Source organism: Streptomyces sp. NPDC086023, assembly GCF_044540325.1.
Classification (GTDB): domain Bacteria; phylum Actinomycetota; class Actinomycetes; order Streptomycetales; family Streptomycetaceae; genus Streptomyces.
In genome coordinates this window covers 30,229-44,647 of sequence record NZ_JBITRX010000016.1, presented here as the reverse complement: position 1 = coordinate 44,647, position 14,419 = coordinate 30,229, and the positions used below count along the sequence as shown (strand labels likewise).

Sequence of the window (14,419 nt, the reverse complement as noted above, 5' to 3'; positions counted from 1 at the left end):
AATGTCACGTTTCGCTGTTCGCCCTGGTGGCGAGGTACAGAGCCACCGCCACTGCGAGATCTTCCCAGGCCATGCCGACACTCTTGAAGACCTGTGGACAACCCTCCTGGCGGCCCGCCTCCCCGCTGACCAGCTCCGCAAGGGTGCCGGCGACGTGGTCCGGGCCGATCGCGCCCTCGGCGAGCGGCACCAGCAGGTCCCCGGCCTCACGCAGGGCGGCCGACCGGGCCTCGACGTACACGGCGGACCGGCTGACCAGCGCGGTGTCCAGTTCGCGGGCGTCCGGCTCGTGGGAGCCCACCGCCACGACCGCGGCGCCGGGCCCGACCAGCCGGCCGTCGAACAGCGGCTCCCTGGCCGTGGTGCAGCAGACCACCAGGTCCGCCCCGGCCACCGCGCCCGGCTCCCCCGCCCGCACGTCCGGCACGCCCAGCTTCCGTGCGTACGCGGCCAGTTGCTCCGCCGCCCCCGGCCGGCGCCCCACCACCGTCAGGGAGGTGAGGGGGCGCTCGGCGAGCACCGCGTCGAGGTGCCCGTACGCCTGCGGTCCGGTGCCGAAGAGCACCGCCCGCAGCGGTCCGGGCCGGGCCAGCCGGCGCAGCGCGAGGGCGGAGACGGCGGGGGTGCGCAGCGCGGTGAGCGCGGCGCCGTCGAGCAGGGCGACGGGGGTGAGGGTGGCGCCGTCGAGCAGCAGGTAGCTGCCGGTGATGCGGGGCAGGCCGCGGGCGGCGTTGCCGGGCGCCACTCCGGCGATCTTGACGCCGGCCCAGGAGCGGGTGGCGGCGGGCATCAGGAGCAGTTCGCCGCCGGGGACGGCGAGGGCGGTGCGGTGCGGGGCCGTCTCGGGGTCGAGTCCGTCGCGGAGCGCCCCCGCCAGGGCGTCGGCCGCCCCTGCGGGGCCGAGCAGCCGGGCCGTGTCGGCCGCGGTGATCAGCGCGGGTGCGGTCACAGCTGGAACCCGGTGTCGAGGCCGTCGTGCGGGTCGAGGACGAAGGTGTGCTCGCCGGTGCGGTAGGCGGTGCCGGTGACCTCGGTGACGGTGCCGGCGTCCGGGGCGGTGCCCGGGGGCGGGGCGACGGTGCGGCCGGTGAAGACGGTGCCGGCGATGGATTCGTGCAGGAGGTCCTCGCCGGGTGCGAGGGCGCCGTCGTCGGCGAGGAGGGCCAGCCGGGCGCTGGTGCCGGAGCCGCAGGGCGAGCGGTCGATCTGGCCGTCGGCGAAGACGGTGACGTTGCGCTGGTGCGGGCCGAAGGGGGTGTCGGGCAGTTCCTCGTAGAGGATCACGCCGTAGACGCCGGAGAGCAGGGGGCTGTCCGGGTGCCAGGTGGCGGGGTGGGTGGCGAGGGCGGCGCGGATCTCGCGTCCGGCGGCGACGAGTTCGGCGAGGTGCGCAGTGCTGACGTCGAGGCCGAGGCGCCGGGCGGGCAGTGCGGCGTAGCAGGCGCCGGCGTGGGCGATGTCGACCTCGACGGGGCCGCGGGCGGTGACGACGGGGACCTTGCGGGCGGCGACCCGGGCGGGCACGTTGCGGAAGGTGACGCCGGTGGTGCGGCCGCCGCTGCGGTGCACGGTGGCGGTGACGCGGCCGGAGGGGACGTCGATGCGGACCTGGGCGTCGCCGTCGTCGGGGGCGGGGACGCGGCCGCTGTCGACGGCCCAGGCGCCGAGGGCGATGGTGCCGTGGCCGCAGGCGGTGGAGAAGCCGTCCTTGTGCCAGAAGAGGACGCCGAGGTGGGCGCCGTCGTCGTCGGGCGGGACGACGAACCCGCCGTACATGCCGGCGTGGCCGCGGGGTTCCTGGACCAGGAGGCGGCGTACGTCGTCCAGCGGGCCGGGGCGGGGTGCGGTGCCGGAGCCGCCGGGGCCGACGGCGGTGGCGCAGCGCTCGGCGACGGTGTCGCCGGGCACCGGGGGGAGGCCGTCGGTGACGATGCGGAAGGGTTCACCGGCGGTGTGGTAGTCCGTGGTGCGCACGGTGTGGAGGCGGGTCACAGGAGGAATCCGGCGGGGAAGGGGTCGGTGGGGTCGAGGAAGTACTGGGCGGTGCCGGTGATCCAGGCTCGTCCGGTGACGGTGGGGATCACGGCGGGCAGGCCGCCGACGGTGGTCTCCTCGACGAGCCGGCCGGTGAACTCGGTGCCGATGAAGGACTCGTTGACGAAGTCCCGGCCGAGGGGCAGCTGTCCGCGGGCGTGCAGCTGGGCCATGCGGGCGGAGGTGCCGGTGCCGCAGGGCGAGCGGTCGAACCAGCCGGGGTGGATGGCCATGGCGTGGCGGGAGCGGGTGGCGTCGGAGCCGGGGGCGGCGAGGTAGACGTGCTTGACGCCGTTGATCTCGGGGTTCTCGGGGTGGACGGGCCGGTCGGTGGCGTTGATCGCGTCCATGATGGCGAGTCCGGCGGCGATCAGGTCGTCCTTGCGGGCCCGGTCGAAGGGGAGGCCGAGGCTGTCGAGTTCGACGAAGGCGTAGAAGTTGCCGCCGTATGCGATGTCATAGGTGACGGTGCCGTGGCCGGGGACGTCGACCTTGCGGTCGAGGCCGACGCTGAAGGCGGCGACGTTGGTGAGGGTGACGGCCTTGGCGCGGCCGTCCTCGACCTGGACGTCGACGGAGACGAGGCCGGCGGGGGTGTCGAGGCGGACGGTGGTGACGGGTTCGGTGACGGGCACCATGCCGGTCTCGACGAGGACGGTGGCGACGCCGATGGTGCCGTGGCCGCACATCGGGAGGAGGCCGGAGACCTCGATGTAGAGGACGCCGTAGTCGGCGTCGGGTCGGGTGGGCGGCTGGAGGATGGCGCCGCTCATGGCCGCGTGGCCGCGGGGCTCGTACATGAGGAGCGTGCGCACGTGGTCGAGGTGCTCGATGAAGTGCAGGCGGCGTTCGGCCATGGTGGTGCCGGGGATGATGCCGAAGCCGCCGGTGATGACGCGGGTGGGCATGCCTTCGGTGTGGCTGTCGACCGCGTGGTAGACGTGTGTGGTCCGCATGTCAGTGGTGGCCCTCCGCGATGGCCTTCTCGGTGGCGGCGCGGACGGCGGCCTCGGTGTCGCCGGTGAGCGGGAAGCGCGGCGGGCGGGTGGGGCCGCCGGGCCGGCCGGCGATGTCCATGGACAGCTTGATGGCCTGGACGAACTCGGTCTTGGAGTCCCAGCGCAGCAGCGGGTGGAGGGACTTGTAGAGGGGCAGGGCGGTGTCGAGGTCGCCGGCGACGGCGGCGTGGTAGAGGTCGGCGCTGGTGCGCGGGAGGGCGTTGGGGTAGCCGGCGATCCAGCCGACGGCGCCGGCGAGGGCGAGTTCGAGGAGGACGTCGTCGGCGCCGATGAGGAGGTCGAGGCCGGGCGCGAGCTCGGCGATCTCGTAGGCGCGGCGGACGTCGCCGCTGAACTCCTTGACGGCGACGATGCTGCCGTCGGTGTGGAGGCGGGCGAGGAGCTGGGGGGTGAGGTCGACCTTGGTGTCGTACGGGTTGTTGTAGGCGACGACGGGGAGGCCGGCCTTGGCGACCTCGGCGTAGTGGGCGCGTACGGTCTGCTCGTCGGCGCGGAAGGCGTTGGGCGGGAGGAGCAGGACGGAGCCGGCGCCGGCTTCGGCGGCCTGGTCGGTCCAGCGGCGGGCCTCTGCGCTGCCGTAGGCGGCGACGCCGGGCATGACGCGGTCGCCGTCGCCCGCGGCTTCGACGGCGGTGCGGACGACGCGGGCGCGCTCGTCGTCGGTGAGGGTCTGGTACTCGCCGAGCGAGCCGTTGGGGACGACGCCGTCGCAGCCGTTGGCGATGAGCCAGGCGACGTGCTCGGCGTAGGCGTCGTAGTCGACGGAGAGGTCGTCGCGCAGGGGCAGGGTGGTGGCGACCATGATTCCGTGCCAGGGGCGGGTGCGGGGGGTGGTGGACGCGTGGGTCATGGCAGGACTCCCTAGTGTGATGTGTGACATTTTACTGTGGGTCGTGAGAGGCCACAAGGGCCCCGGGGGGTGGGTCAGTTGGATCCGGCGGGCGCGCCGGGGGCGGCCCCGGCGTCCGCGGCGTCTTCCGCCGGGAGGGCCGCGAGGTGGCGCAGCGGGACCGGGCAGGACAGCGGCCGCCGGTCGGGCGCCTGGTCCTCGCCCGCGAGGGCGGCGACGGCCGGGCCGCACATGCGGCCCTGGCACCAGCCCATGCCGGCACGGGTGAGGAGTTTGACGGTACGGGCGTCCCGGGCGCCGAGTTCGCCGACGGCCTCCCGGATCCGGCCGGCCGGCACCTCCTCGCAGCGGCAGACGTGCGTGTCGTCGTCGAGCCAGCCGGTCCAGCCGGTCCCGGGCCGGTGGGCGGCGGCCATCGCGCCGGCGAAGGCGCGCAGCCGGGCGCGGCGGCGGACCAGGGCCGCCGGGGCTGGGGCGGGGCGGGCGCCGGGGGCGCTGCCGGTGGCTGTGGTGCCGGTGCCGCCGGTGGCTGTGGCGGCGGGGCCGAGGAGTTCGCGGGCGATGGCGTGGGCGGCCAGTTCGCCTTCGGTGAGGGCGAGTTCGGCGCCGCCGATGCCACCGGTCTCGCCCGCGGACCAGAGGCCGGGCACGGAGGTGCGCTGCCGGTCGTCCAGGGTGAGGGCGGGGGTGCCGTCGGCGGTGTGGCGGGTGGCGCAGCCGAGGGCGGTGGCGAGTTCGAGCTGCGGGACCAGGCCGTGGCCGACGGCGAGGGCGTCGCAGGGGATGCGGCGTCCGGTGCCGGGTACGGGGCGCCAGTCGCGGTCCAGGCGGGTCACGGTGACGGCTTCGACGCGGTCGGTGCCGTGGGCCTCGGTGACGGCGTGCCGGGTGAGCAGCCGGACGTGGTGGCGCAGCAGGGCGCCGCCGTACTGGGCGCCTTCGGCGAGTTTGGCGGGGTTGCGCAGCAGGGCGGGGAGTTCGCCGGCGTATCCGGTGTAGGCGGCGGCCTCGACGACGGCGGGGACCCGGGCGCCGGCCGCGGCGAGGGAGCCGGCGACGGCGAGGAGGAGGGGACCGCTGCCGGCGACGACGACGCGGCGGCCGGGCAGGACGAGGCCGGCCTTGAGCATGGCCTGGGCGCCGCCGGCGCCGACGACGCCGGGCAGGGTCCAGCCGGGGAAGGGGAGCTGGCGTTCGTACGCGCCGGTGGCGAGCAGTACGGCGCGGGCGTGGACGGTGGCGGGGCGCTCGGTGTCCTCCGCTCCCCCGGTCGCGGCCGGGGTGGTGTCGTACGGGGTGGCGACCGCGTGCAGGGTCCAGTGCGGTGCCGCTCCGGTGACGCTCCACACGTGGTGGCCGGGCAGGTACGTGATCCGGCCGGCCTTCTCGTGGGCGCGCAGGGCGGTCTCGCGGGCGGCGAAGGCGGGCCAGCCGTGGTGCAGGGCGTCGGGGCGGGCGGCGCCGAGGCCGGGTGCGGGGTGGCGGTAGAACTGTCCGCCGGGGCGGGCGGCGGCGTCCAGGAGGGTGACGCGGAGGCCGAGGCCGGCGGCGGTGACGGCGGCGGCGAGTCCGGCGGGGCCGGCGCCGACGACGGCGAGGTCGGCGGGCCGGGTGTCGACGGCGGGGTCGGTGTCAGACGCCGAGGTCGGCATGGCCGGTCCCTTCCTGGGTGGTGATGGCGTCGCCGGGGCGGGCCGGGACGAGGCAGGCGCGCTGGTTGGGGCGGCCGTTGACGGTGACGAGGCAGTCGTGGCAGGCGCCGATGCCGCAGAAGGCGCCGCGGGGGGCCGCGCCGTCGCGGGTGGTGCGCCAGGCGAGGATGCCGTTGGCCCAGAGGGCGGCGGCGATGGTCTGGCCCTCTTCGGCGGGCAGGGGGCTGCCGTCGAAGTCGACCGTGTACGTGGAGCGGGGGGTGCCGCCGACGAGGTCGCGGGGGGTGCGGGGGCGGGGGGTCATCGGCCGACTCCTTGTCCGGGGGTGTCGCCGAAGCGTTCGGGGCGGAACGGGGCCGGGTCGAGCGTGGGTGCCGTGCCGGTGAGGGCCTCGGCGATGAGGAGGCCGGTGGCGGGGGCGAGGCCGATGCCGGCGCCTTCGTGGCCGCAGGCGTGGAGGAGGCCGGGGGCGCGGGGGTCGGGGCCGATGGCCGGGAGGTGGTCGGGGAGGTAGGGGCGGAAGCCGTGGTAGGTGCGCATGACGTGGACGTCGGCGAGGACGGGGAAGAGGGCGGCGGCCTGGGAGGCGAGGCGGCGGAGGGCTTCGGTGGAGAGGGTGCGGTCGAAGCCGACGCGTTCGCGGGTGGCGCCGATGAGGACGGGGCCGGCGGGGGTGCCCTCGACGACGGCGGAGGACTGGAGGGCGGCGGAGCCGCTGGCGACGTCGGCGATGTAGTCGGCGGCGTAGACCTTGTGGCGGACGACGCGGGGCAGGGGTTCGGTGACGAGGACGAAGCCGCGGCGGGGCAGGACGGGCAGGTGGACGCCGGCGAGTGAGGCGATGCGGCCGCCCCAGGTGCCGGCGGCGTTCACGACCTGGCCGGCGGCGAGGTCGCCGTCGGCGGTGCGGACGCCGCGGACGGTGCCGTCGGGGCCGGTGAGGAGTGCGGTGACCTCGGCGCCGAGGTGCGTGCGGGCGCCGTGGCGGCGGGCCGCTCGCAGGAGCTGGGCGGCGGCCTGGGCGGGCTGGACCTGGGCGTCCTGGGGGTAGTGGAGGCCGCCGGCGAGGCCGGGGGCGAGGTGGGGTTCCAGGTCGGGGAGGCGGTCCGGGGCGATCTCCTGCGCTTCGACGCCGACGGCGCGCTGGCCTTCGGCGAAGACGCGGAGGGCCTTGAGGGTGGCCTCGTCGGGCGCCACGACGAGGCCGCCCTTGGGCTCGTACTCGGTCTCCGGTGGGAGGACCTCGGTGAGTTCGCGCCAGAGTCGGGTGGACAGCAGCGCGAGGTCGAGCTCGGGTCCCGCCTCCTTGTCGGAGACGAGGAGGTTTCCTTCCCCGGCGCCGGTGGTGCCTCCCGCGACGGGGCCGCGGTCGACCACGGCGACGGAGAGGCCGGAGCGGGCGGCGTAGTACGCGCAGGCTGCTCCGACGACGCCGGCACCGATGACGACGACGTCCAGGGGGTGTCTGTTGGGCACGGCAGTAATATGTCACATAACTCAGTAGGGGCCAAGGGTCTGCCGGGGTCCGGCGCGGTCCGGCCCCGCCCCCCGTGGATCGGGGCCGGACCGCGCCTGCGGCGTCAGCTGCGCAGCGGGCCGTCGCAGGAGTAACTGGAGGTGCCGGCCACGTTGTTGGACCAGATCTCCACCGGGCCGAAGTGGCAGTTCATGTCGGCGAGGTTGTTGGAGGCGGCGCCGGCGCGGTCGAGGATGAAGTAGTCGACCGTCTCGGACATGTCCTTGAAGACCTGGTCGGGGTTGCGGAAGTTCTTGAGGTTGGCCGTGATGCGGCCGGTACAGACGAACCGGCGCTTGCCGGGGTCGCCGTTCTCGACGCAGTCGGGGTTGTTGTAGGTGGCGGTGGAGAAGGAGGAGCGGACGGCCGCCAGGGAGGCGTCCCGCAGCTGCTCGTTGGGGGTGAAGGTGGTGTTCGGGACGAACAGCTGGTCGACCTTCGCGATCTGGGCGTCCAGGAAGCGGTTGTAGTCGCGCTGGAGGTAGCTGTCGCCGCCGAGGCGGTTGCGCCAGGCGTCGAAGGCCGCCGGGTCGTTGGCGCGCAGGTGGCGGTACATCTCCTGGAGCAGGGCGGGCCGCTCGGCCCAGAGGAACTCGAAGAAGGTGCCGGCGTAGCTGTAGAAGCGGAAGCCGTCGCCCTCGTAGGTGGCGTTGAGGAGCTGCTCGACGGTCATGCGGGGGCCGCCGCCGGCGGTGTCGTTGATGATCGAGCGGACCAGGGACTTGCGGACGGCGATGCCGTCGTCGCGGGTGGCGCCGTCGAAGAACTCGGCGGTTCCCTCGTCCATGGCGGTGGTGCGGTCGCCCTGGTACCAGTCGCCCTCGCCGAAGAAGCCGGGGACGGCGAAGCGGCCGTTGAGGTAGTGGACGTACTCGTGGCGGAAGAGCTCTTCGAGGGTGAGGGTGGAGTCCTGGGGGACGCGGCGCTGGTAGGTGTAGAAGGTGGCGCCGCGCTCGATGTAGATGCCGCCGTTCTCGGTGCCCATGCCGGTGAGGATGGGGTGGTAGTTCACGTAGTCGGCGCGTGAGGCGTACAGGACGATGTTGAGGGTGGCGTTGGGGTCGCCGGCCAGGGGCTGGTCGGTGCCGATGACGCGGTGGAACTGGGCCTTGACGCGCTTGCTGGCGTAGTAGAGCTGGTCGACGGTGGCGCGGTCGAGGCCGGTGCGGACCTTGATGGCGCCGTTGTCGTAGGTGTAGGTGTTCGGGAAGAGCTGGGCCTCGATGTCCTCCTTGCACACGCCGTACGGCTTGCAGGCGCCGTAGAAGTTGAGCCAGGAGACGGCCTTGGCCCACTGCTCGCTGCCGGCGCCGAAGGTGGTCTTGGCGGTGGTGAGGACCTGGCCGAGGTCGGCGACGACGGAGTCCTTGACGGCGTCGATCTGGCCGAAGCGGCCGAACTCGCCGATGGCGTCGCGGGCGACCCAGGCGTTGTTGGTGCCCTTGAGGTGGGCGTAGCCGGCGAAGGCCTTGAAGAGGGCGCGGTAGGCGGGGTCGGCGGCGGCCGCGGCGTGGAAGGCGGCGTCCTGGTTGCCCGGGTAGACGCCGAGGTAGTTCACGGAGAGCCCGGCGAGGGCGGCCCCGGCCCAGGCGGCGTCCAGGTGGGTGGCCGGGTGGGCCGGGTCCATGGTGGCCAGGACCTTCTTGATGAGGCCGAGCTGGTGGTGGCGCAGGCCGGGGGCGCTGCCGGCGTAGAGGGCCTCGCGGAGGGTGTTGGCGTTGGACTTCGTGACGTCGAAGGTGCGGGCGGCGTTGCCGAAGTCGGCTATCGCGCGGCGCATGGCGTCGACGGTGGGGGCGTCGGTGACGTCGATCTCCGGGCGGCCGTAGTCCTGGTAGGCGACGGCGTGGAGGTAGGTGAACTGCTGCTCCAGGTTGCTGCCGTTCTTCCCGTCGTGGGCGGCGGCGAGGGTGGATATGCGGCGGGAGACGGCCTGGACGTGGGCGTCGGACATGACGGGGGTCAGCCGGGCGTCCCAGGTCCAGAACAGGCTGTTGACGCAGTCCATGGTGACGGCGGGGTCGGCGAGGAAGTCGGCGAAGCCCTCCGGTGAGAGGCCGGTGATGCCGTCGAGGGTGCAGGGGACGCCGGCGGCCGTGGCGGCGACGGCGCCCTGGGCGGTGCGGGCGGCGGCCGCGGCCTGCTGCTTCTTCGCGGGGGCCTTGACCGGGCCGGCGACGCGGCCCTTGGCGAGGCCGCCCGGCGCGGGGGCGGCGGACCGGGTGAGCGTGGGGGCCTTGGCGAGGTGCTGGACCTCGTCGAAGGGGTTCCGCGTCTCCGCGGCCGGGCCGGGGCGGACCCCGGTGAAGGCCGCGGGGGCGGCGGGGGCGGCGTTCGCCGGGGCGGTCTCGGCGGCCTGGACCACGGTCTGCCCGGCGGAGGCGAGCAGGGTGGCCGCGATGGCTGCGGCGAGGAACGGCTTGCGCACGGTGCTCAGCTTGGACACCAAGGACTCCTGGGTGGGAGGAAAAGGTGGGGGGTGTGCATGAAATGCCTTGAAAAACACGGCAGTTGAGAGCCCATCGGGTCAGTGCCATGTGAGCTGTAACATAGTAATGTGAAATTGCACTGACAAGAGGTGTGCATCTTCCGTTTTCCGGAGCTACACATTCCGACCCGCCGTCACCCTTGGGAGCCCCCGTGACCGACCACCCCTCCCGACTCAACACCGGCAGCCACGACCTGCCCGTTTCACCCGAGTTGAGCCGTTTCATGGCCGGCGGCTGGGCCGCCTCTCCCCTGCCCGCCGACGCCCGCGTCCCCGCACACGCCGTCACCCCGGCCCGCCGCGCCCGGCTCTCGGCCCGCTTCCCGGGCGAGCGCCTGATCATCCCGGCCGGCGAGCTGAAGGTCCGCTCCAACGACTGCGACCACCGCTTCCGCCCGCACAGCGCGTACGCCTGGCTGACCGGCCTCACCGGCGAGGACCAGGTCGGCCACGTCCTGGTGATGGAGCCCTCGGGCCCGCACGGCCACGAGGCCGTCCTCTACCTGCGCCCCCGCTCACCGCGCGCCGGCGGCAACGAGGAGTTCTACCGCGACCGCCGCTACGGCGAGTTCTGGGTGGGCCGCCGCCCCGACCTCGCCGAGGCCGAGCGCCTCACCGGCCTGCGCTGCGCCCACCTCGACACCCTCGGCGCCCCCGCCGGCCGGAACCCCGCCACCGACTCCGAACTGGCCGGCGTCCTCTCCGAACTGCGCCTGGTCAAGGACACCTGGGAGGTGGCCCAGCTCCAGCTGGCCGTCGACCACACCGCCGCCGGCTTCGAGGACGTGGTCCGCGCCCTCCCCACGGCCCTCGCCCACCCCCGCGGCGAACGCTGGATCGAGGGCGTCTTCGGCCTGCGCGCCCGCGCCGAGGGCAACGGCACCGGCTACGACACCATCGCCGCCTCCGGCGCCCACGCCTGCGTCCTGCACTGGATCCGCAACGACGGCCGCCTCAACCCGGACGACCTCCTGCTCCTGGACGCCGGCGTGGAGACGGACACCCTCTACACCGCCGACATCACCCGCACCCTCCCCCTCTCCGGCCGGTTCACGCCGCTCCAGCGCCAGGTGTACGAGCTGGTGCTCGCCGCCCAGGACGCCGGCATCGCCGCGCTCCGGCCCGGCGCGAGCTTCCGCGACTTCCACCGCGCCGGCATGCGGGTCATCGCCGAGGGCCTGGCCGAGTGGGGCGTGCTGAAGGACGCGGAGGGCGACCTGCACCGCCGCTACACCCTCTGCAGCAGCGGGCACATGCTGGGCCTGGACGTCCACGACTGCGCGCAGGCCCGCGCCGACACGTACCTGGACGGCGTCCTGGAGGAGGGCCAGGTCCTCACGGTCGAGCCGGGCCTCTACCTCCAGCCCGACGACGAAACGCTCCCCGCCGAACTGCGCGGCATCGGCGTACGCATCGAGGACGACCTGGTCATCACGTCGGACGGCGCCCGCCTGATGTCCGGCGCCCTCCCGCGCACCGTATCCGGCATCGAAGAATGGATGGGCACCCTCCTGGACACCGCCCGCTAGCCACCCCACGCGTACCGCACGAAGCCCCGGCAGGGCGCCGCCAGCGCCCTGCCGGGCCGTCAGGTCCGCTGAGCGGAACTCACGGGCCGTCCGTTGTCAGTCGAGGACCGCGATGCCGTCCAGTTCCACCTGGGCTGCCGTGTCCCAGAGGCGTGTCGTGCCGATGACCGCCATGGCCGGGTAGTCGCGGCCGGCCAGGTCTCGCCAGATGCGGCCCAGTTCGGGGGCGTGTTCGCGGTATGCGGCCACGTCGGTGGCGTACACCGTCACCCGGGCCAGCTGTGCCGGGGTGCCGCCGGCCGCCCGCAGGGCGGTGAGGAGGTTGCCCAGTGCGGTGGCGAACTGTTCGGGCAGGGTGTCGCCCACGACCTTGCCGTCCTGGTCGAGTGCCGTCTGGCCGGCCAGGAGGACCAGGCGGGTGCCGGTGGCGACGACGGCGTGGGAGAAGCCGGTGGGTGGGGAGAGTTCGGCGGGGTTGATCCGCTCCAGGCTCATCGGTAGAGCTCCTTGGCGATGATGGTCCGCTGGACCTCGCTGGCCCCTTCGTAGACGCGGGGCGCGCGGACCTCCCGGTAGAGGTGTTCGAGGAGGTGGCCGCGCTGGAGTGCGCGGGCGCCGTGGAGTTGGACGGCGTGGTCGACGACGTACTGGGCGGTCTCGGTGGCGAGGAGTTTGGCCATGGCGGCGCGGGTGCGTACGTCGGGTGCGGCGGTGTCGTGGGCGGTGGCGGCGGCGTAGACGAGGAGGCGGGCGGCCTCGGTGCGGGTGGCCATGTCGGCGAGGCGGTGGGCGACGGACTGGAGGTCGCCGAGGACGCCGCCGAAGGCGGGGCGTTCCCTGGTGTGGGTGAGGGTGGCGTCGAGTGCGGCCTGGGCCATGCCGAGGGCGAAGGCTCCGACGCTGGGGCGGAAGAGGTTGAGGGTGTCCATGGCGACGTGGAAGCCCTGGCCGGGGGTCCCGAGGAGGTCGTCGGCGGTGACGGGTACGGCGTCGAAGGTGAGGGTGCCGATGGGGTGCGGGGAGAGCATGTCGAGGGGGTGGCCGGTGAGTCCGGGGCGGTCGGCGGGGACGAGGAAGGCGGTGACGCCGCGGGCTCCGGGTGCTTCGCCCGTGCGGGCGAAGACGGTGTAGAAGTCGGCTTCGGGGGCGTTGGAGATCCAGGTCTTGGTGCCGGTGAGGCGCCAGTGTCCTGGGCCGTCGGGGGTGGCGGTGAGGGTGAGGGCGGCGGCGTCGGAGCCGGCGGCGGGCTCGCTGAGGGCGAAGGCGGCGACGGCGCGTCCCGCGCGGACGGGGGGCAGCCAGCGGTCACGCTGTGCGGGTGTGCCGCTGGTCAGGACGGGATGGGTGCCGAGGCCCTGGAGTGCGAGGGCTGTTTCGGCTTCGGTGCAGGCGTAGGCGAGGGATTCGCGGAGCAGGCAGAGGTCGAGGGCGGTCGAGGTGAAGAGGCGGTCGAGGAGGCCGTGTTCGCCGAGTGCGGCGAGGAGGGGGCGGTTGACGCGGCCCGGTTCGCCCTTGTCGGCGAGGGGGCGCAGGTGTGCGGCGGCGAGGTCGCGCAGGTGTGCGCACCAGGCTCGTTGTTCCGGATCGAGCGTGAAACTCGGCATGCGCCGCCTCATTTCTATCGCGTCCAGTTGACTGTCGTCACCGTCACGATACGCTCGTTGGGCGTTCGTACGGCACTGGCACCACCCCTTTTCCGGCCCGTCGCAAGGGGGCGAACCCGCCTTGGAATTCACGCCGTCCGGTCATGTCGACACGTTCTCGCGTGATCATCTGCCGCCTCCCGACGAATGGCCCGAGCTGGTGTTCGACCTGCCGGAGCTGGCGTATCCGGCCCGGTTGAACTGTGCGGCGGAGCTGCTGGACGGTACGGCCGGGCGGCTGGGCGGGGAGCGTCCGGCGTTCCGTACGGCGGACGGGGGCGTGTGGTCGTACGGGCTGCTGCGGGAGCGGGTGGACCGGATCGCGCACGTGCTGACGGCGGACCTGGGGGTGGTGCCGGGGAACCGTGTGCTGCTGCGGGGGCCGACGGGGCCCTGGCTGGCGGCGTGCTGGCTGGCGGTGGTGAAGGCGGGGGCGGTTGCGGTCACGGTGCTGGCGCAGCAGCGGGCCCAGGAGCTGGCCACGGTGTGTGACATGGCACGGGTGACGCATGCGCTGTGTCACGTGGGGGCGCTGGACGACCTGGCGAAGGCGGAGGTGCCGGGGCTGCGGATCACGGCGTACGGCGGGGAGGCCCCGGACGATCTGCTGCGGCTGGCGGAGGGGCGGCCGGGCCGGTTCGAGGCGGTGGACACGGCGGCGGACGACGTGGCGCTGATCGCGTTCACCTCGGGGACGACGGGGCGGCCGAAGGGGTGCATGCACTTCCACCGGGACGTGCTGGCGGTGGCGGACACCTTCTCGCGGGAGGTGCTGCGGCCCGGTCCGGACGACGTGTTCGCGGGGAGTCCGCCGCTGGGGTTCACGTTCGGTCTCGGCGGGCTGGTGGTGTTCCCGCTGCGGGTGGGGGCTTCGGCGCTGCTGCTGGAGCAGGCGGGTCCGCGGCAGCTGCTGCCGGCACTGGCGGAGCACCGGGTGTCGGTGCTGTTCACGGCGCCGACGGCGTACCGGGCGATGCTGGAGGAGCTGGGGGCGTACGACCTGGGGGCGCTGCGGCGGTGCGTGTCGGCGGGCGAGAACCTGCCGGCGGCGACGTGGGAGGCCTGGCACGCGGCCACCGGGCTGCGGATCATCAACGGGATCGGTGCGACGGAGCTGCTGCACATCTTCATCTCCGCGGCGGACGGGGAGATCCGGCCGGGGACCACGGGGCGGCCGGTGCCGGGCTGGCAGGCGCGGGTGGTGGACGCGGCGGGGCGGCCGGTCGCGGACGGCGAGCCGGGGCTGCTGGCGGTGCGTGGGCCGGTGGGCTGCCGGTATCTGGCGGACGAGCGGCAGCGGGAGTACGTGCGGGACGGCTGGAACGTGACGGGTGACACGTACGTGCGGGAGGCGGACGGGTACTTCCGGTATGTGGCCCGCGCCGACGACATGATCATCTCGGCGGGGTACAACATCGCGGGCCCTGAGGTGGAGGAGGCGCTGCTGCGCCATCCGGAGGTGATCGAGGCGGCGGTGGTGGGCCGTCTGGACGAGCGCCGGGGGCAGATCGTGGTGGCGTACACGGTGCTGCGTGACGGGTCACATGTCACCGAGGATGAGCTGAAGGTCTTCATGAAGGCGGAGCTGGCCCCGCACAAGTGCCCGCGGGAGTTCGTCTTCGCGGCCGCGCTGCCGCGCACGGCGACCGGGAAACTGCAGCGGTTCCGGCTGCGCGATCTAGAGTGAT

At 74.1% G+C, this 14,419-nt stretch carries 12 protein-coding genes; 2 read left to right on the top strand and 10 right to left on the bottom strand.

Annotated features, from left to right (window positions below; translation table 11 throughout):
• Positions 1 to 4: 4 nt before the first annotated feature.
• The 8 genes from ACIF6F_RS27725 to ACIF6F_RS27690 all read right to left on the bottom strand — a co-directional run bounded on the left by ACIF6F_RS27725 (position 5) and on the right by ACIF6F_RS27690 (position 9,517).
• Positions 5 to 949 (bottom strand): ornithine cyclodeaminase family protein, encoded by a 945-nt coding sequence (locus ACIF6F_RS27725; protein WP_399952261.1) that lies wholly within the window; start codon positions 947 to 949, stop codon positions 5 to 7.
• Entirely contained in the window at positions 946 to 2,001 is a 1,056-nt protein-coding gene (locus ACIF6F_RS27720; protein WP_399952583.1) for a proline racemase family protein, read from the bottom strand. Before ACIF6F_RS27720 ends, ACIF6F_RS27725 begins: the two co-directional genes overlap by 4 nt.
• Positions 1,989 to 2,990: a proline racemase family protein gene (locus ACIF6F_RS27715; protein ID WP_399952258.1), complete on the bottom strand. Its 1,002-nt coding sequence runs from the start codon at positions 2,988 to 2,990 to the stop codon at positions 1,989 to 1,991. Before ACIF6F_RS27715 ends, ACIF6F_RS27720 begins: the two co-directional genes overlap by 13 nt.
• Position 2,991: 1 nt before the next feature.
• Positions 2,992 to 3,903, bottom strand: a complete 912-nt coding sequence (locus ACIF6F_RS27710; RefSeq protein WP_399952255.1) for a dihydrodipicolinate synthase family protein — start codon at positions 3,901 to 3,903, stop codon at positions 2,992 to 2,994.
• A 74-nt stretch (positions 3,904 to 3,977) separates the two neighbouring features.
• The gene (locus tag ACIF6F_RS27705; RefSeq protein ID WP_399952252.1) at positions 3,978 to 5,555 is read right to left on the bottom strand and encodes an NAD(P)/FAD-dependent oxidoreductase; all 1,578 of its coding nucleotides are present in this window, start codon (positions 5,553 to 5,555) and stop codon (positions 3,978 to 3,980) included.
• Positions 5,536 to 5,859 (bottom strand): (2Fe-2S)-binding protein, encoded by a 324-nt coding sequence (locus ACIF6F_RS27700; RefSeq protein WP_399952249.1) that lies wholly within the window; start codon positions 5,857 to 5,859, stop codon positions 5,536 to 5,538. The genes ACIF6F_RS27705 and ACIF6F_RS27700 overlap by 20 nt, the downstream gene beginning before the upstream one ends.
• Complete coding sequence (locus ACIF6F_RS27695) at positions 5,856 to 7,031, bottom strand: NAD(P)/FAD-dependent oxidoreductase (protein WP_399952246.1); 1,176 nt, start codon at positions 7,029 to 7,031, stop codon at positions 5,856 to 5,858. Before ACIF6F_RS27695 ends, ACIF6F_RS27700 begins: the two co-directional genes overlap by 4 nt.
• A gap of 104 nt (positions 7,032 to 7,135) precedes the next feature.
• Positions 7,136 to 9,517 carry a collagenase gene (locus tag ACIF6F_RS27690; RefSeq protein ID WP_399952243.1) on the bottom strand — a complete coding sequence of 794 codons (2,382 nt, stop codon included), beginning with the start codon at positions 9,515 to 9,517 and terminating at the stop codon, positions 7,136 to 7,138.
• A gap of 194 nt (positions 9,518 to 9,711) precedes the next feature.
• Here ACIF6F_RS27690 and ACIF6F_RS27685 point away from each other — a divergent pair, with 194 nt between their 5' ends.
• Positions 9,712 to 11,088, top strand: coding sequence for an aminopeptidase P family protein (locus ACIF6F_RS27685; RefSeq protein WP_399952240.1), 1,377 nt, complete (start codon positions 9,712 to 9,714; stop codon positions 11,086 to 11,088).
• Between the two features lie 96 nt (positions 11,089 to 11,184).
• Here ACIF6F_RS27685 and ACIF6F_RS27680 read toward each other — a convergent pair whose 3' ends face one another.
• Together ACIF6F_RS27680 and ACIF6F_RS27675 are read right to left on the bottom strand one after the other, a co-directional pair.
• Positions 11,185 to 11,583, bottom strand: a complete 399-nt coding sequence (locus ACIF6F_RS27680; protein ID WP_399952236.1) for a RidA family protein — start codon at positions 11,581 to 11,583, stop codon at positions 11,185 to 11,187.
• Positions 11,580 to 12,692, bottom strand: coding sequence for an acyl-CoA dehydrogenase family protein (locus ACIF6F_RS27675; protein ID WP_399952231.1), 1,113 nt, complete (start codon positions 12,690 to 12,692; stop codon positions 11,580 to 11,582). Before ACIF6F_RS27675 ends, ACIF6F_RS27680 begins: the two co-directional genes overlap by 4 nt.
• 121 nt (positions 12,693 to 12,813) lie before the next feature.
• On the opposite strand from ACIF6F_RS27675, the gene ACIF6F_RS27670 reads away from it, so the two are divergent.
• Positions 12,814 to 14,418, top strand: a complete 1,605-nt coding sequence (locus ACIF6F_RS27670) for an AMP-binding protein (protein WP_399952228.1) — start codon at positions 12,814 to 12,816, stop codon at positions 14,416 to 14,418.
• Position 14,419 lies beyond the last annotated feature (1 nt).